The organism is Mesorhizobium sp. C264A (assembly GCF_040324515.1).
Classification (GTDB): domain Bacteria; phylum Pseudomonadota; class Alphaproteobacteria; order Rhizobiales; family Rhizobiaceae; genus Mesorhizobium.
The window spans coordinates 2449452-2466783 of record NZ_JAMYVY010000001.1 but is presented as its reverse complement, the minus strand read 5'-3'; the positions used below and the strand labels follow the sequence as shown (position 1 = coordinate 2466783).

Annotated in this window: 14 protein-coding genes, 1 tRNA gene and 2 pseudogenes; 12 read left to right on the top strand and 5 right to left on the bottom strand. The window is 60.8% G+C overall.

The features are described from left to right. Positions 1 to 57: 57 nt before the first annotated feature. The 3 genes and pseudogenes from NKL04_RS12210 to NKL04_RS12200 all read left to right on the top strand — a co-directional run bounded on the left by NKL04_RS12210 (position 58) and on the right by NKL04_RS12200 (position 2829). A pseudogene (locus tag NKL04_RS12210) lies at positions 58 to 1258 on the top strand (IS256 family transposase). A gap of 80 nt (positions 1259 to 1338) precedes the next feature. Next, the gene (locus NKL04_RS12205; protein ID WP_352723745.1) at positions 1339 to 1692 is read left to right on the top strand and encodes a helix-turn-helix domain-containing protein; all 354 of its coding nucleotides are present in this window, start codon (positions 1339 to 1341) and stop codon (positions 1690 to 1692) included. A 64-nt stretch (positions 1693 to 1756) separates the two neighbouring features. Next, positions 1757 to 2829, top strand: a pseudogene (locus NKL04_RS12200) (IS110 family RNA-guided transposase). A gap of 1683 nt (positions 2830 to 4512) precedes the next feature. Here the strand turns inward: NKL04_RS12200 and NKL04_RS12195 are convergent. Further along, complete coding sequence (locus tag NKL04_RS12195; protein ID WP_156951436.1) at positions 4513 to 4947, bottom strand: nitroreductase family protein; 435 nt, start codon at positions 4945 to 4947, stop codon at positions 4513 to 4515. A 204-nt stretch (positions 4948 to 5151) separates the two neighbouring features. On the opposite strand from NKL04_RS12195, the gene dgt reads away from it, so the two are divergent. Continuing rightward, positions 5152 to 6624 (top strand): dGTP triphosphohydrolase, encoded by a 1473-nt coding sequence (gene dgt / locus NKL04_RS12190; RefSeq protein WP_084568509.1) that lies wholly within the window; start codon positions 5152 to 5154, stop codon positions 6622 to 6624. Between the two features lie 395 nt (positions 6625 to 7019). On the opposite strand, the gene NKL04_RS12185 is transcribed toward dgt, so the two are convergent. Further along, the gene (locus NKL04_RS12185; RefSeq protein ID WP_081727481.1) at positions 7020 to 7235 is read right to left on the bottom strand and encodes a helix-turn-helix domain-containing protein; all 216 of its coding nucleotides are present in this window, start codon (positions 7233 to 7235) and stop codon (positions 7020 to 7022) included. A gap of 158 nt (positions 7236 to 7393) precedes the next feature. Here NKL04_RS12185 and NKL04_RS12180 point away from each other — a divergent pair, with 158 nt between their 5' ends. The 4 genes from NKL04_RS12180 to NKL04_RS12165 all read left to right on the top strand — a co-directional run bounded on the left by NKL04_RS12180 (position 7394) and on the right by NKL04_RS12165 (position 10845). Then, on the top strand, positions 7394 to 8038 hold the full coding sequence (locus tag NKL04_RS12180; protein ID WP_023700579.1) for a hypothetical protein: 645 nt from the start codon (positions 7394 to 7396) through the stop codon (positions 8036 to 8038). Positions 8039 to 8133: 95 nt separating this feature from the next. Beyond that, on the top strand, positions 8134 to 8661 hold the full coding sequence (locus tag NKL04_RS12175) for a helix-turn-helix domain-containing protein (RefSeq protein ID WP_023682436.1): 528 nt from the start codon (positions 8134 to 8136) through the stop codon (positions 8659 to 8661). A 215-nt stretch (positions 8662 to 8876) separates the two neighbouring features. Then, entirely contained in the window at positions 8877 to 9086 is a 210-nt protein-coding gene (locus NKL04_RS12170; protein ID WP_023682435.1) for a hypothetical protein, read from the top strand. 160 nt (positions 9087 to 9246) lie between these two features. Next, entirely contained in the window at positions 9247 to 10845 is a 1599-nt protein-coding gene (locus NKL04_RS12165; RefSeq protein WP_084568508.1) for a recombinase family protein, read from the top strand. On the opposite strand, the gene NKL04_RS12160 is transcribed toward NKL04_RS12165, so the two are convergent. Continuing rightward, positions 10813 to 10886 (bottom strand) — tRNA-Gln (locus tag NKL04_RS12160). The two genes, NKL04_RS12165 and NKL04_RS12160, sit on opposite strands and share 33 nt — an antisense overlap. A 146-nt stretch (positions 10887 to 11032) precedes the next feature. After that, on the bottom strand, positions 11033 to 11980 hold the full coding sequence (locus NKL04_RS12155) for a lysylphosphatidylglycerol synthase domain-containing protein (protein ID WP_023700578.1): 948 nt from the start codon (positions 11978 to 11980) through the stop codon (positions 11033 to 11035). A gap of 350 nt (positions 11981 to 12330) precedes the next feature. On the opposite strand from NKL04_RS12155, the gene NKL04_RS12150 reads away from it, so the two are divergent. Together NKL04_RS12150 and NKL04_RS12145 are read left to right on the top strand one after the other, a co-directional pair. Beyond that, the gene (locus NKL04_RS12150; RefSeq protein WP_023700577.1) at positions 12331 to 13665 is read left to right on the top strand and encodes a Ppx/GppA phosphatase family protein; all 1335 of its coding nucleotides are present in this window, start codon (positions 12331 to 12333) and stop codon (positions 13663 to 13665) included. A gap of 246 nt (positions 13666 to 13911) precedes the next feature. Beyond that, a complete protein-coding gene (locus NKL04_RS12145) occupies positions 13912 to 14622 on the top strand; it encodes an RlmE family RNA methyltransferase (protein WP_023700576.1) in 711 nt (236 codons plus the stop codon). A 223-nt stretch (positions 14623 to 14845) separates the two neighbouring features. On the opposite strand, the gene NKL04_RS12140 is transcribed toward NKL04_RS12145, so the two are convergent. Then, entirely contained in the window at positions 14846 to 16267 is a 1422-nt protein-coding gene (locus NKL04_RS12140; RefSeq protein WP_023689532.1) for an MFS transporter, read from the bottom strand. A gap of 243 nt (positions 16268 to 16510) precedes the next feature. Between NKL04_RS12140 and NKL04_RS12135 the strand changes: the two genes are divergently transcribed. Both NKL04_RS12135 and NKL04_RS12130 read left to right on the top strand, forming a co-directional pair. Further along, the gene (locus NKL04_RS12135; RefSeq protein ID WP_023673036.1) at positions 16511 to 16756 is read left to right on the top strand and encodes a type II toxin-antitoxin system Phd/YefM family antitoxin; all 246 of its coding nucleotides are present in this window, start codon (positions 16511 to 16513) and stop codon (positions 16754 to 16756) included. Then, entirely contained in the window at positions 16753 to 17208 is a 456-nt protein-coding gene (locus tag NKL04_RS12130) for a PIN domain-containing protein (RefSeq protein ID WP_023673035.1), read from the top strand. The genes NKL04_RS12135 and NKL04_RS12130 overlap by 4 nt, the downstream gene beginning before the upstream one ends. Positions 17209 to 17332: the final 124 nt, after the last annotated feature.

The following is a 17332-nucleotide window of genomic DNA, read 5'->3' as shown; positions in this document are numbered from 1 at the left end:
CGGCGCTTTCCGGTAGGGTTTGGTTGTTGACGCCAACCCATTTCGGAAGGACCACCGATGACCGACGACATGATGAACCTGCGCACGCTCGTGGAGAAGACCCCGGATGCCGATCTGCTGCGGGAGATGATCGGCTTTGCCGCCGAGCGACTGATGGAAATGGAGGTGGGCGCGGCCACCGGCGCCAGCTATGGCGAGAAGAACCCGCTGCGGCTCGCCCAGCGCAATGGCTACCGCGACCGGGACTGGGAGACGCGGGCCGGCACGGTCGAGCTGCGCATCCCGAAGCTCAGGAAGGGAAGCTACTTCCCAGGTTTCCTCGAACCGCGCCGCATGGCCGAGAAGGCGCTAACCGCCGTCATCCAGTGAAGCTTATGTGCAAGGCATCTCGACCCGGTCGGTTGACGACCTGGTCAAGGCCATGGGTATGAGCGGCATATCCAAGAGCCAGGTCTCGCGGCTGTGCAAGGAGATCGACGGGAAGGTGAAGGCCTTCCTCGATCGGCCGATCGAGGGCGATTGGCCATACCTGTGGATCGACGCCACTTACCTGAAGGTCCGCCGCGGTGGGCGGATCGTCTCGGTCGCCGTTATCATCGCCGTCGGCGTTAACGCGGACGGCCGGCGCGAGGTACTGGGCATGGAGATTGGCACCTCGGAGGCCGAGCCGATCTGGACAGAGTTCCTGCGCAAGCTGACACGTCGCGGCCTGCGCGGCGTCAAGCTCGTCGTCTCCGATGCTCACGAAGGCCTCAAGGCGGCCGTCACCAAGGTGCTGTGCGCGACATGGCAGAGGTGCCGCGTCCACTTCATGAGGAACGTGCTGGCCCATGCCGGCAAGAGCGGCCGCAGGGTCGTCTCAGCCTTCATCGCCACCGCTTTCGCCCAGGAAACGCCCGAGGCCGCGTCCGTACAATGGCGCGCCGTCGCCGACCAGATCCAGCCGAAGGTGCCGAAGCTGGCGACAATCATGGACGACGCCGAGCCCGACGTGCTGGCCTACATGACCTTCCCCAAGGAACATCGCGCCAAGCTCCACTCGACGAATCCGATCGAACGTCTCAACGGCGAGATCAAGCGGCGCACCGAGGTCGTCGGAATCTTCCCGAACGACGATGCGGTCGTGCGCCTCGTCGGCGCAATCCTGCTCGAACAGAACGCTGAATGGGCAGTGCAGCGGGCCAGATATATGACTCTGGAAACGATCAGCCAGATGAGCGATGATCCCCTGATCAGCCTGCCAGCCGTGGCGCGCTGATCAGCCCGGCCCATGCCGGAGAGCACGGCGACTAATGCCGCCAGCTACACCACGCCGCGGGACACGATCTGACGGGCAAAATGGCCGGATTATGCCTTCTCAAAAACAGAAAGGGAAACCATGGCGCGAATAGCAGTTATATGATCTCTGCCAGGGACTTTCGTTCACCGGGGCAACGAGAAATGACGATCCGAGGCGTCCAATGCAGAATGGCTCGGGCGGCGCTGGGACTGAAAATAAGCGAGCTGGCCAGCCTTGCGGGGGTCGCCCCGACAACGATCACGCGATTGGAAGCTGGCACTCCAATAGGTCCACGAACACTCAGCTCGATTGAAAAAACTCTTGAGGAGGGAGGTATCAGGTTTGTCTTCGCTGAGAATGGAGACTGCGGCATAATGCTGAGTCCGTTTCAAATTACCTTTGTTGTGGAGTAGTATATATAAGTACAGCAGGGCAACTGCTAAGAAATCACCTGTCAAGCCACGCAGGAGGCGGCTGATGGAATATTTTTGCGGACTGGATGTTGCGTGGACGAAACTGCGGTGTCCGTCGTCGACGAACATGGTGAGGTGCATTTGACGGTCAAGGTGGAGACCGATCCGGATGCGTTGTTCGTGGTGTTGAAGCCGTTCGTGGCGCGGCTGCGGCGCGTCGGCCACGAGGCCGGATCGCTGTCGCCCTGGCTCAATCCCGAGCTTCTGAAACGCGGCCTTCCGGCGATCTGCCTGGAGACACAGCATGTGGGCGCCGCGATGTCGGCGCAGCGCAACAACACGGATGCCGCCGATGCGCTCGGCATCGCCCACATCATGCGCACCGGCTGGTTTCGTCAGGCCCATATCAAGACGCAGGATTGCTATCGGATGCGGCTTTTACTGACCCACCGGCGCAACCTGAAGCGCAAGTTCGTCAATTTTGAGAACGCCTCCGGCACTCGCTGAAGGCGTTCGGCATCAAGCTTGGCGGCACGTCGCGTGGCGCTTTCGACCAGGCGGTGCTCGCGGCCGATCCGCTGTCAGCCGAGTTGATGGACGCCATGTTGTCGGGGCGCGCCGTTCAGTGGCGGGAATATTGCCGGCTGCACGATCTGGTGGTGAGATCGTCGCGCGTAGCGAGCTGTGCCGACGCTTCATGGCCATCCCCGGCGTCGGCCCGGTGACGGCGCTCTCCTTCATGACGGCGATCGACGATCGCGCTTCCGCCGCTCGCGTGACGTCGCCGCCTACTTCGGGCTGACCTCGCAGCGATGGCAGTCGAGCACATCGATCGACGTCCAGGGACGCATCTCGAAGGCTGGCGACGCGGCCGTGCGGCGCGCGCTCTACGAGGCGGCGTCGGCGCTGATGACGCGCCTCCGCGGCATGGACAAGGGCAAAAGCTTGGGCCGGGAAATCGCCAAACGCTCCTGCCATCGCAAGGCGTGCGTGGCGGTGGCGCGCAAGCTGGCGGTGATCATGCACGCCATGTGGAGCGACGGAACGTTCTACGTCGGCGATCCGGCGGCAAGCCCAACCGACGCTGCCCAGCGCGCTCATCTCAAGGACCGCAAGCTGCTCGGAGCCCATCGATGAGCAGGGGATCGTCAGTTGAAACGCAGGGCGTCAGCAACGTGAACGACGCCAGCTGAACACGAAGATCCGCCTTGGCGGATGAGGACCGATGCAGACCAGGAACGACGGAACGCACGTTATCTTGCCTGCGGCCGCGCCGATCCACAGACGGCCGGACCGCGGTCGATTGCCTGTGACGATGCTCCGCCAGTCCGATGGAAAAGTGCGCCACGACGGTTCGAGCGCTGCCACAGTGCAGCCGAAACACCCGTCGCAGAGCGCGTAAGACTGCTCGGCGCATCGGAACTCGACGCCAAAACGTGGAAACGTAGCGTGGAGAATAAATTCGTATATTATCGTAGATGGAAGGAGAAACGACGATGCGTACAAATTCTCGCCTAGCACGACCGATTAAGACGGCTAGATAAAAGGCCGCGAGGTGCGGCGTCGATCGGTCGTTGTTTTTTAATGGAATTTCCGGCGATTTCGCGAGGTGCGGGTTTTCCCTGCACCTCTCAAATCGTCGATTTTCGTTCTTCGTCCGTAGCTTGGTGCGATGTGCGGCCGCCTGGCTGACCTTGAGTTGGGGCCGGGAAAGGAGGGCGGCGTGGTCAGAGACTGTTCTTGAGGTAGCCGCTAGTCGGTAGACAAGGAGCTATTGGATAGACCACGTTAGAAACCTCGCCGACCTAGCCTGAGGTGGCCCGCGATCGGCGAACGGCTCGCTGCAGCAGAGGGGCTTCACCTCGGCTCCTTCACCTCGGCCCGAAGAGTCGACGTCGCCAGCGCCGGCCGCAGGATGGCGGCCGAGCGCAGGCTTGTCGGTTGGCCACTCCCCAGCCGCACTGCGGCTGCAAGGCTTCACGGCCTCAATGGAAGCGCCTCGTCGCGACAAGCCCGCCCCAAAACGAGAATCCGTCGTAGGGCGGTCGGGCGCGGCATATGTCCGAGATGCAGGCGCCGCGCGTTGCCAACTGAACTGGCTGTCGGCTGCCAGGGGTCTCGCAATCTTGAAGCGGATCGCAACCGTCGTATTGCCGACTGATGGTTTTACGTCACTGACTGATCGCCATCACAGCATATGGGAGAGTTTGCCACGTCCAGGATGAACCGCCGCGCCTTGCTTTTCCACACTCCGGCAGCGCTGTCGTCGCCTCGACGGTTGGGGCAAAAGGCGCTCGGTACAGAGCCGCCGGGTTCGCCCTTTACGAAATAGGCGGTAGCAGCGACGACGCCGACAGAGTCAGCCGGGAGGAGGAGAGGTACTGCTCACCAGCAGCGAATATAATCGGTCAGGGAAGGGGATCGTCTGTCCAAGTCGATATCTTTTAGGGAGGGAGGCGCGTGAGACTTTTTCGCGAGTGGCCTAGGAAGCGGTCAGCAACTTTCAGATGTGCCCGTCGGAAACGACGTTGATTGATTGTTGGGAGTGTGGACCGGACTGGCCACTTAGGATCAGCGACGGGCCGCAACTGCCAAAACCGCGTCCATACATTGTCGCTTTCAGGGGGCAGGCCTTCAAGATTGGAGAGTTAGCGGCAGCCGTTTTCTGTCGGTGCGAGCCGGCGAAGCGATGCAGTCGATTCCACATTTTCAGCAGCCAGTCGAAACAACCGTCGAGGGCCAGAAATCACGTGTGCCCCATCTGCGCGGATATCTTGTTTGGCGATTCATGTATCTCCAGGTTGTCGTTTGGTGCGACCACTAACCGGAACTGGAGATTTGCACGGCCCCGACTGCCATGAAGCGGTTCGTTGGAAACCCAATCAAGGGTAGATAGGCGTTGCCTGAAAAGCCCAGCACGTTGGAGCGCAGGCCAAGCCACTCCGCTACGAAACTTAGGGTAGCGCAAACAACACCGGCATCACGCCAGGCCAAGCTTTCTCCATTCACATAGCCTGCATCAATTTTTGACAGGTCTGCTACCAACCGAAGGGTGCACCCTAGGGCGGTTCCCAGTACCCCATTCACCTGCTCTCTGTTGAGTTCGGCTGCCTGGGATGAGGCGCCGAGTAAAGCTGCAGCGTGTCTCGTGGGCAGATACGCGCGTGCCGCATGATCGCTGTTCGACATTTGATAAATGATCTGGACGGCGTGCAATCCACCTGCTGAGGGTGAAATCCGGTGTTCCAAAGGCACGCCGGCACGTCCGATCCCACAAGATTCGCGGGTCCTGCACGCGTACCAAAGCAACGCTTCAATGTCTCGCCAGCTTACGGGTCCTCCAGTGGCGGATCGGCGCGACTGCATTACGTCTATAAATGACCGATCGCGCTGCTCTTCCGGCTTTGGAAGTTCACGTATCACCGCGCCTGCCGGTAACCAGGCAGACCAGTCAAGAGGCTGCTCCCTCGGAGCAGGTTCTTCAGTGAGGCGTCCAGCCAAGAGCCGACCAAGTGTTGTAGTGCTTCACGCAACCCCTGCATTTGCCGCAGGCGTAGTTCCCAACGTGGCACGAGTGCGCCCAGCCGCGAGTCCGATTTTTTCAGGAGCCGGCTGACACATTCGCTTGAAGTGGCCCAGATCGCCCAGGGAATAGCCGAGTTCATCAACCACACATACAAGACTACTTTGCCTGAACCTATTGACGTTAGGTTGTGTTTCGCCGCTGGTCTGGTTCACGACATTGGCCATCCGCCATTCGGTCACAACGGTGAACGGGCGCTCGACAATGCGATGCTCGAATATGGCGGGTTTGAGGGCAATGCCCAAACCTTGCGAATCCTGACCAGGCTAGAGAAGAAGGTCAAATACGCCAAAGCTCTCGAGGGCGATGGCGATATAAGGGCCGGTCTAAACCTCTGCCATCGGACGCTGGCTTCTGTCCTGAAGTACGACAACATGATCAAAGCCGTGCGCCCTGAAGGCTCAAAGGTGGAGAAGGGCTACTACGCTACGGAAAAAACGATCGTCGAGAATATCAAAAGCTCAGTAATAGGCGACTTCAAACTGAAGCGCGGAAAAGAGTTCAAGTCGCTCGAATGCTCGATAATGGATCTGGCAGACGACATTGCATATTCCGTCTACGATCTTGAAGACTGCCTGAAGGTCGGGTTCCTCAGTCCTGCGAAGATCCTGGCGACCAAGGATGCGCTGTTGGAAAAGGTGGCAGCGACCGTATCGAAGCAGATCAAGGAGGACGTCAGCAAGGAAGATGTGCTCGACGTATTCTTCGATATTTTTGCCGGACTGTTCCAGGGCGAGCCCGTTAACGATGAAAGTGGCGCGGGGGTAGATGCGACTGGGAGTTCGGATGGCGCCGGAATGCGCAACCACAAGGATCGGGACAGTCTGCAGCCAGCCGAGGCGGCCAGAAGACAGAAGCTGGAGGCCGAGCGGGAAGGATTCAAGCGATTTACCGCTGTCTATAAGACGTCCAGGCTGATCAGTGATGACGGATACAACCGCACAGAGTTGTCGTCGCAACTGGTGCACGAATTCATCTCGTCAGTGGAGTTGGACTACAATGAGCAATGTCCGCCTCTGAGCCAGGTGAAGCTGACCAAAGGGCGATTGCGCAGGAAGGAAGTCTTGAAACAGTACACCTATGAGGCCGCTATCTATGCCCCGCGCGTGAAGCTCGGCGAATATCGAGGTTACGATGTCGTGACCGATCTTTTCGAAGCGCTGATGGCTGACAAGGGCGATATTCTGATGCCAGAGGACGTCAGAGAGCGTTTCAACAAAGCAGACAACATCACTGGCCGGGCCCGCGAAGTGTGCGATTTCGTGGCGGGGATGACGGATCGGTATTCCATCGAGTTCTGGGCGCGTTTGAAATCCGACTCAGCGGAAAGCATGTTCAAGCCGATCTGACAGAGACCGGCGAATTTCAGGATGAGCGGCTTTGAGTTGCACCGCCGAATAGGATTGACCGGCGTGCTTGGCGCTGGCCAACTTCATGGCGAACGTTCCGCTATCGAACTGGACCATCTCTCATAGGAACGACCTTTATACCGGACGGCCCCTGCCTCATTCCAGTTTGGCGTGAAGGTTCTTGCGCCGTCTAAAGCGCGTCGCGTTTGAACGGACTCCAACGGACTCAGGCGACCCGCTTTAGGTCTTTGTTTTTATGCATGTCGCTGTCTCAAAATCGGGGCCACTTTTGAGCGACATGCATTAGAGGTTCAATGGCTGGCGTTGCGTTGGTGGTTGGCTATCTTGTTAATGAGAAGCGCGGATGCATCTCCGCGCTCAGCGTTCTGCTTGTGTCATTTCCCGTCCCGGCGACGCGAAAGCCGGACGCCAAGCCCCCCTCCGTTTTCGGGAATGAATTCGATTCCTGCCGCTTCGAAGGTGGCACGAATCGCCTGAAGAGTGCTGGGCTTGAGTTGATCGCCTTGCTCTAGGCGAGTGATTGTCTGCGTTGCGACTTGGGCAATTTCGGCCAGTTCTCGCACCCCCCAGCCAAGAGCTGCTCGCGCCATCCTGGACTGGATAGGGCTAATTTCATCACCCTGTAATGATTTTTGTTGCCCGCTCACGCCTCGACCTGTAGTCTTTCACCGCACATAAGACGGTCGAACGACGTGCTCGCACACGCCGTTCGACCTGACCACAACCCAAGCTGTTTGGAGCTCGGATCATGGCTGATTCCGACAATACCATGAGTTTGCTTTTCGTCACCCGCAGGAAGGTGCTTGCGGGAACAGCAATCGCAATGGCGGCGACGCAGGCTACATCGTTTGCTCGCATCGACTTGGAGGGTGATGACGCCATTGATCCTGCGGTGGCGGTGTGGAAACGATGGCAGGCGGCTTGGGAGGAGGCTGAACGGCTTTGCACTCAGCAGCAGCGGCTGGAGAGTGTACTTATCGAGACCGTTGGCTTCCCTTGCACGACAGTTACCTTGTCCGACGGCGAGAGCGTGACAGTTCACTCCGTTGAAGCCCTCCAGGAATTGCTCGGTGTTCGTCCGGTTAACACAGTGGCCCGCACCCAAGCTGAAGCTGAAATCGTAGCCAATCAGGCGCGCTGGGATGCCGCCGCGAGGGAGATTGGTTATTCGACAGCCTTACTTGCTGAGCGCGAAGCTGGCGAGCGGGCGAAGAAATTGCTCGAAGCCTTATCCCAAGTTCCTGCAACGTCGCTCGCCGGTATAGCCGCCAAGCTAAATGCAGCGCTTAGGGAAGGGGAGTATTCGCTACATGACAGTGAGCCCCCGTGGCCACAGATCCGCTCGGCCTTAGACGATATAGCTCGGATTAGAGAGCAGAAAGTCTCAAGCTGAACTTCGGCAATAAGGTTCCGAAATCGCGATCATTCGGCGGTTTGGTAATTTTCGCGGGGCTTACCGAATCAAACTCTCTATCCATGGAGTGACTGATGCAGTCCCGAAAGGTATTTGCGGAGCCAGGACGCCCCCGCGTCATCCAGGCATGGCCAAAGACTGAAACCGAGTGTAGCCCGCATCCCGCAGATCAGCACGTCGGCAGGCAGATCGCCATCGTTCGTCTCCAGTCGGACGTATCGCAAGCCCAGCTTGCCCGATCCATAGGCATCAGTTTCCAGCAGCTTCAGAAATACGAGAACGCGAAAAACCGCGTTAGTGCCTCCATGCTCTACGATATCGCTAGTTCACTGGCCGTCCCAGTCAGCCGTTTCTTCGGAGGCCTGCCGGGCAATGAGACTGACCGTGACGTTGCCACGCTAGCGGTCGATGAGCGCATCGATTTTATTGCCAGCGCGGAAGGCCGACGCCTGATTGAAGGGCTGGTGCAACTTCATCCACGGGTGCGCGGCCGTGTGTCGGCCTTGATCGCTGCATTAGGGGAGGAACTGGCGGCCGTCGACCCAAAGCAGGAGAGCGGAACGTCCGCCGAACCCATGCCGGTCGAGGGAGGGTTGGCGTAGATGATTCCTTGTAGAAAGCTCGCGAGTGCTCCTTTCATCACGCTCCTCATTGATTGACAGGCGCCGGGAGTTCCAGAGCCCCGGAATGACTTCCGGAAGCAAAGCGGAAGTAGAAAAGGAAACGGGAGCGTACATAACGGTCATGCGCGATTACGCAGATTTCGACGATCCTTGCTCTGACCGCGCAATCGCGCGTTCGAAATCGGGCAAGTGCAATGAAGGCAACACGCAGAGATGCCAGTCGGCAGGTCGAGGGCGTCCCATATTCTCGGCGGCGCGCTGTCGACGACGCCTTGCTGGAACGAACGGTTCAACTCTTCGAGGCACGCACCGGTCGTTTGTTGTCGAAGGAAGAAGCGCGCCAGATCGTGGAAAACGTCAGCGGGTTCTTTCGCATCCTTGCCGAATGGCACAAGATGGATTGAGTAGCACCGACCGGCACGTGAAATCGCGCTATGGCTCTTCGCCGCCTCAGATGACATGAGGAAAAACGGTTCCGCCGACTGCAGGTTCGCATGTTGTGGCCAGGCCTGACCGCCAACATGCCAATCACATGCGCCGTTTCGTGACTGCGAAGGAGCGGAGATGAAGCCGATCGACAAGCGAGCAGCACCGAAGGCGAAGCCCGGCAGCTTGGTGAAAGCGCTGCTTTATGCGCGCGTGTCCTCGAAAGAGCAGGAGAAAGAAGGCTTTTCGATCCCGGCGCAATGTAAGCTGCTGAGAGAATATGCTCTTCAGCGGCAGTTTGGCATTGTTGAGGAATATGTTGATGTCGAGACCGCCAAGAACACCGGGCGGACCAACTTCGGCGAGATGGTCAAATATCTGCGCAAGCATCCTGGCGTACGCGTCATCCTGGTCGAGAAGACCGATCGGCTCTACCGCAACCTCAAGGATTGGGTGACGCTTGACGAACTCGATGTCGAGATCCACCTCGCCAAGGAAGGCGTGGTGCTGTCGCGAGACTCGCGATCCTCGGAAAAGTTCATGCATGGCATCAAGGTGCTGATGGCCAAAAACTACATCGACAATCTTTCTGAGGAAGCCCGGAAAGGGCAGATGGAAAAGGCGGAACAGGGGATCTGGCCGTCCAAGGCGCCGCTCGGCTATCTCAATGTCACGGCCAAGGACGGTAAGAAGGTCATCGAGCCGGACCCGGTGGTAGCGTCGGTTATCACCAAGCTATTCGAGCGCTACGCGACCGGCCAGTATTCACTCAAGGCGCTCACGAAGGCGGCGCATTGCGACGGCCTCATCCATCCAAAGAGCGGCAACCCAGTACCGGTCAGCACCGTGCACACGATTTTGCGCAATCGGCTCTATACGGGCCTGTTTCAATGGAATGGCAGGCTGCACCACGGCAAGCACGAGCCGTTGGTATCGATCGACCTCTGGGAACGAGTCCAGGGCGTCCTGGCAGGCCGGCACGCGACCCCTATCCATTCCTATGGTTATGAGTTCGCCTTCTCGGGCCTCATGACCTGCGCTGAGTGCGGCTGTGCGGTCGTGGCGGAGGTCAAGAAGGGCAAATACATCTACTACCACTGCACGGGACATGCCGACAAAGGCCGGGGCGGCTATGCCGACTGTCGTCGCAAATATGTTCGCGAGGAGGTGCTGGATAAGACTTTTGCCGGGCTCCTAGACCAACTTCATTTCGATGAGGAGGTTCTGGAATGGGTACGCGACGCGCTGAAGGCGAGCCATGCAGATGAGCGGCGGGAGCAGGAACAGGCGATTGAGCGGTGTCAGACTCAGTACAAGCGTCTCGAAGACCGCCTCAACGCCATGTACCTGGACAAGCTCGACGGCCGCATCGACAATGCCTTCTACGACCGCATGTCGGCGCAATGGCGCGTCGAACAAGCGCGTCTGCTGCGTGAGATAGAGCGCCATGGCGAGGCGCAGGAATCATACATGGACGATGGGATCCAACTGCTTGAGCTAGCCCGCAACGCCAGCCAAATGTTCACTCACCAGGCCCCAAATGAGAAAAAACGGCTTTTGAATCTGGTGCTGTCGAACTGCGAATGGAATCGCGGCGAGGTCCGCACGGTCCTCAGGCAACCGTTTGGTTTACTTGCGGAAACGGCAGCGTCTGCGGTAGCTGCACAAGCTCGCGGGGATGTGTCGCTGACGAGGCATCCAATTTGGCTGGGGAACCTGGATTCGAACCAGGACTAACGGAGTCAGAGTCCGTGGGTCTACCGTTAACCTATTCCCCAGCAGGCGCTGTCGCGCTGGCGGGCCGCCGAAGCAGCCGCGCGTGCCTTGTAGCCGCCGCCGGAAAATAGTCAAGCCTGCGTTGCATTTCAATCTCGGTGTTTCATCAGCCAATTGCGCCAGGCGGGCGCTGTCGCCCGGCGCGACCTCAACTGTCTGTCCGGCTGTATTGCGAGTGCTCGAAGAACAGCACCACGCCAAGCGCGATCAGCAGCGGGATGATCAGGTAGAACAGCCGGAACACCAGAAGTGCGGCCAGCACGCCGACCGGGTCCATATCAGACAGGCCGGCGAGAAACACGACCTCGAACACGCCAAGCCCGCCCGGCGCGTGCGAGATCTGCGCCACCGAGAACGACACCAGGAACACGCCGAGGATGACGAAATAGCCGGGATTGCCGGCCATGGGCAGGGCAAAAAAGATGATCGCCGCCGCCGCCAGAAGCTCGATCGGACCGATCAGCAATTGCCGCGCCACGATCGGCAGCGCCGGATAATGCAGCTGGAAACCGGCGATCTTGAGGGGCTTCAGATGCAGCCAGCTGCCGAAGATGTAGGCGCCGACCAGGATCAGCAAAGCGATGCCGGCGGCGATCGCCAGCCCGTGGTGCGGGGCGCCGGAAAAGCGGTCGATGATTGCAGGCTCGAACACCAGCACCAGTCCGCCAACCAGAATGCTGGAGAGCACGAAGGTGATCCAGCAGATCGCCACCAGAATGCCGACGTCCTGGCCGGTGAGCCCCCTGGTGCCGTAGGCGCGGTAGCGGATCACGGCGCCCGAAAACACCGAGCCGCCAATGTTGTGCGACAGCGCGTAGGTGGTGAAGGAGCAGAAGGTGACGAACAGCCACGACACTCGTCTGCCGATATGCAAGAGCGCGATGTGGTCGTAGCCGGCGAGCGAGGCATAGGCGACCACCGAGCTCAGTGCCGCAAGCATCCAGCCGCGCGTCGGGATGGCGGATATGCCGTCCCAGACATCGTCGATCGAGATGCCGCGCAACTCGTGCCACAGCAACAACAGCGACCCGATGACCGCCGCGACACCGATGACCGGCCACAGATAGCGCTTCCAATTCGTGGCCCCCCAATTCATGGAGTTGTCGTCATGTGTTGCTGCCCATCGCCCGGGCGGGCGTGAAAACGTCCGCGATTCACCAATATTCCCCCTCATTTCAGAAATGCCTCATCGAAGCCGGCTATTCAACCGGCAAGGGTGAGCAGCCGGTTCGCCAACGGCGAATTCATCGTGCCAGTGGCACGATGAAAGGCTAGCGAACGCCGGACGCTGCAAAGCAGCGGGGACCTGGCAGGACGCAGCCGGCAAAATTTGAGCTCTTGCTCTTGGTGATCCGGCCCGGCGCTGCTACTCTGGCGGTAACTTAAAAGATTGAAGCGCCTGCTGCGTCCGGTTTTACGGTTCGCGCGGCGCCGGAAGGAACTGAAGTGGAAGACCACGACACCGGCGCTGGCGCGCCGGAAGTGGGCGTGTCCAGGGCTTCGCCGCCGTCAGGCGGGCCAAGCCCATCCGCCGGGCGGCCCCGCCAGGCGGGGCCTCAGTCCGGTAACGGACAGGCCGGCGAAGCCCAGCATCAGCGAGGCAAGGCGAGAAAGCGGCGCAAGCGCCGGCGTGGGCGCAAGGTTTTTGCGCGCGACGACAGCCCTCTCGCAGCGGTTAGTGCGCCGGCCTCCGTCGGCCCGGCCGCTCCAGCGCCCGTGCCTTTGCCCTCGGCCCCACAACCCCGACCGGAACAGCCCATGCATCGGCCGCCGATGCAGGAACTGCCGGTGTTTGCCGCGCTCGATCTCGGCACCAACAATTGCCGGCTGCTGGTCGCGGTGCCGCAACGCCATGGCCAGTTCCGCGTCATCGACGCCTTCTCGCGCATCGTCAGGCTGGGCGAGGGGCTGACCGCCAATGGGCACCTGAGCCAGGCGGCGATGGACCGCGCCGTCGAGGCGCTGAAAATCTGCGGCGACAAATTGCGCAACCGCAAGATCAGGAAAGCCCGGCTGATCGCCACCGAGGCCTGCCGCACCGCCGATAATGGCGTCGAATTCCTGCAGCGCGTCGAACGAGAGGCGGGGTTGAAGTTGGAAATCATCGATCGCCAGACCGAGGCGCGGCTTGCTGTATCCGGCTGCGGCTCGCTGGTCGAGCGCGACACGCAAGGCGTGGTGCTGTTCGACATTGGCGGTGGCTCGTCCGAAATCGCGCTGATCGACCTCACCGGCCAGCGCTCGCCGCGGCTTGCCAACCACATCGTGTCGTGGACGTCGCTGCCGGTCGGCGTTGTCTCGCTGGCCGAGCGCTTTGGCGGCCGCACGGTGACGCGCGAGATCTTTGCCGCCATGGTCGACGATGTCGCGGTGCGGCTGAAAGCCTTCGACGGCCGCGACCGGCTGAGCCATGTGCTGGCCAGTCCGAAATTCCATCTGCTGGGCACATCCGGCACGGTGACGACGCTGGCCGGCGTCCATCTCGATCTCGAACGCTACGACCGCCGCCGCGTCGATGGGCTGTGGATGGACCGCGACAGCGTCGACCGCATGGTCGAAAAACTGGTCGGCTGGGACTTCCAGCAGCGCTGCGCCAACCCGTGCATCGGCGCCGACCGTGCCGATCTTGTGCTGGCCGGCTGTGCTATCCTGGAAGCCATCCGTGCGGTGTGGCCGTCGGAGCGGCTGCGCGTCGCCGACCGGGGCTTACGCGAAGGCATTTTGAGCGAGCTGATGGCCGATGACGGCGTCTGGCGCAACAGTGGGCGGGGCCGAGCATGATCCGCATTGCTTTGGTGAACGGTCGACCCCCACTCCGTCGAGCTTCGCTCGACACCTCTCCCCCGATCGACGGGGTAGAGGAAGGGCGCGAACTTATGCAGACCAGCGCCTTTCCTCTCCCTCCGGAGGGGGGAGAGGTGGCGCCGCGAAGCGGCGACGGAGTGGGGGAAGCCCTTCGCGAAACGCGAAGCCGCCGAAAAACGGCGGCAACTCGGCGAGTGCAAAAACTCAAACAAGAAAAAAGTCATGACCAAGAAGCCGGAAAAGCCGGGCTCCGCCAGCATTCGTGTCCTCAAAACGCGGATCAAGAAGAAGTCGGGCCTGAAAGAATCGTCGCGCCGCTGGCTGCAACGCCACATCAACGATCCCTACGTTCAGCGCTCCAAGGCCGATGGCTATCGCTCGCGCGCGGCTTACAAGCTGATCGAGATCGACGACAAGCATCATCTGCTGAAACCCGGCATGAAGGTCATCGACCTCGGTGCGGCCCCCGGCGGCTGGTGCCAGGTGGCGGCCGCGAGGACCAAGTCGACGGCAGAAAATCCGCATGTCATCGGCATCGACTATCTCGAAATGCCCGCCGTGCCCGGCGCGCCGGTGCTGCTGATGGACTTCCTTAACCCCGAGGCGCCGCAAAAGCTCGCCGAAGCGCTGGGCGGCGACCCCGATGTCGTGCTGTCCGACATGGCGGCGCCGACCACCGGCCACAAGCGAACCGACCACATCCGCACCATGCATCTGTGCGAAGTGGCCGCCGATTTCGCGCTGTCGGTGCTGAAGCCGGGCGGGCACTTTCTGGCCAAGACGTTTCAGGGCGGCGCGGAGAACGAGCTGCTGTCGATGCTCAAGAAGAACTTCCGCTCAGTGCATCACGTCAAGCCGCCGGCGTCGCGCGATGAGTCGGTGGAGTTGTATCTGCTGGCGAAGGATTTTAAGGGCAGAGACGGCACGGCGTGAAAGACGCTTCGTAGCGTTCCGTCCCTCTGTCCTGCCGGACATCTCCCCCGCAAGGGGGAGATTGGCAGTTGCGACCGCCCCCGCCTCGCCGTTCCTTCAAAGTTGCAAGATTGGCGAAAGCCGCGTGATATCCGATCTCCCCCCTTGCGGGGGAGATGGCCGGCAGGCCAGAGGGGGGGGTGTGAAGGATCGCCGACGTCGACGATTTTCGTCGCGCCGCCCCTTACTTCCCAGCCGTGCTCACCGGCTCCAGCGTCTTCGGCGTCGTCAGCCGGCCATGTCCCGACACGGCATTGCCGGCATCCGGCGCCAGCCGCATGAATGACACGGACGCTGCCGCCGACACCGCCGCCACGATGAAGAAGGCGATGTGGAAATCGCCGAGCGCCAGCGGTCCGCCATGGATCGAGGTCGAGACTTCCAGGATGCCGCCGGCCAGCGCCACGCCGAGCGCGATCGACAGTTGCTGGAACACCGCCGTGATCGGCGTTGCCTTGCTGGTGTCTTCAGCCGTCACCTCGGCATAGGAGAGCGCGTTGACGCCGGTGAAGAACATCGAGCGGATGAAGCCGCCGACCAGCAATATCGCCAGCATCAGCGCGTAAGGCGTCTCCGGCGTGAACAGGCCGTATATGGCGATCGATGCCGCGGCGATCAGCGAGCCCCAGATCAGCACCCGGCGGAACCCCGCAAGCCGGAAGATCAGCGCGGTAACGAATTTCATGCCGATGGCGCCGATAGCCGAGACGAAGGTGATCATGCCCGACTGGAACGGCGTCAGCCCGAAGCCGATCTGGAACATGAGGGGCAACAGGAACGGCACCGCCCCGATGCCGATGCGAAACAGCGAGCCGCCGAGCACCGAGGAGCGGAACACCGGGTTGCGGAACAGTTCCAGCGCCAGCAGCGGGTTCTTGGCGCGCCGCGCATGCAGGAGATAGAGCACGCCGGAAATCAGCCCGACCGCCACGGTGATGAGGCCGGTCGCCGGCGGCAGATAGGGCAGGCTGACCACCGACAGGCCGAAGATGACGCCGGAGGCCGCCAGCCCGCTCAGTACGAAACCGACGAAATCGAGCGGCGGCGTCTCCATCGAGTCGGTTTGCGGCAGGAAGCGCGTCGCCAGCCAGATGCCGATCAGGCCGATCGGCACGTTGATCAGAAAGATCCAATGCCAGGTGAAATAGGTGGTGATGAAGCCGCCGATCGGTGGTCCCACAAGCGGGCCGACCAGCGCCGGCACCGTCAGCCACGACATGGCCGCGACCAGCTCGCTCTTCGGCGTCGCGCGCACCAGGACCAGCCGGCCGACCGGCGTCATCATGGCGCCGCCTATGCCTTGCAGGAAGCGCGAGACGACAAAGGCCGGCAGTGAATTGGAGATGGCGCAGCAGACCGAGCCGACGATGAAGACGCCGATCGCGGCGCGAAAAATGGTCTTGGCGCCGAACCGGTCGGCCATCCAGCCGCTGATCGGAATGAAGATCGCCAGCGCCACCAGATAGGCGGTCAGCGCCAGCTTGAGCGCGATCGGGCTGGTGTGGATGTCGACGGCAATCGCCGGCAGCGATGTCGCGATGACGGTCGAATCCATGTTTTCCATGAACAAGGCGACCGCCAGAATGAGCGGAATGATGCGGTTCAACGAACGCGTCCGAACTGGTCTAAATGTGCCTGCCGGCCAATCCAAACAATGAAAAGGCGGGCAAGCCGATACAAACGGGCGGTTATCACGCCTCAGGCGCGATGTCGCATTAATTTGCTGTCACTTTTGTGCGACCGTGGGCGGACAAGAGGCGTCGCTGCGTTTCGCCACATTGAATGAACTTGCGAAAATTGACCGGGTTCACTATGCTGTAGTGAATATAACTACTATATGGACAATGCCATGGAAGAAGCCGTTTCCGCAGCCGACGCCAACCGCAAATTCTCGCTCCTCCTGCGCGGTGTCCGCGAAGGACAGAGCTACGTCGTGACCAGCCATGGGCGCCCCGTGGCGCGGATCGTGCCTGCAGGGCAGCCCGACCCTGCGGCGTCTCGTTCGCGCACAGCGCTGCTGTCGCGCCTCGAACGCCAGCCTGTTGTAGAAGCCGGGCGCTGGAGCCGCGACGAGCTTTACGAGGACGAGCGGTGAAGGTCGCGCTCGATACCAACATCCTTGTTTATGCCGAGGGGATCAACGGAGCCGAGAAGCGCGACATCGTTTTCGGCCTGCTGCACGACATTGCGCAAGAGGCAGCCGTCATTCCAGTCCAAGTGCTCGGCGAATTGTTCACCGTTCTCACACGCAAGGCCGGACGATCACGTGCACAAGCGCGCGACGCCCTGTTGAGCTGGCGCGACGCGTTTCCGGTTGTCGGCACGACGCCGGAGGTGATGACGGTCGCGGCTGATCTTGCGACCGATCACCATTTCGGCATCTGGGATGCGACCATCCTGTCTGTTGCCTCGCAAACCGGTTGCCGGCTGCTGCTGTCGGAAGATCTGCAGGACGGCTTCACCTGGGGCGGCGTAACGGTCGTCAATCCTTTCGCGTCACCGCGCCATGTCTTGCTCGATGCCCTGTTGGGCAAGTCCGCCGAATAGGCCACGACCGGCTTTTCAACCACGCCGCGACGTGTTACCAGCCAGCGCCAATCCTGAAAGGGAAGAAACGAGTCGGCGCTGTCCATTTCGGTCCAGCGCTTTTTTGTATTCTCCCGGCGCTTTT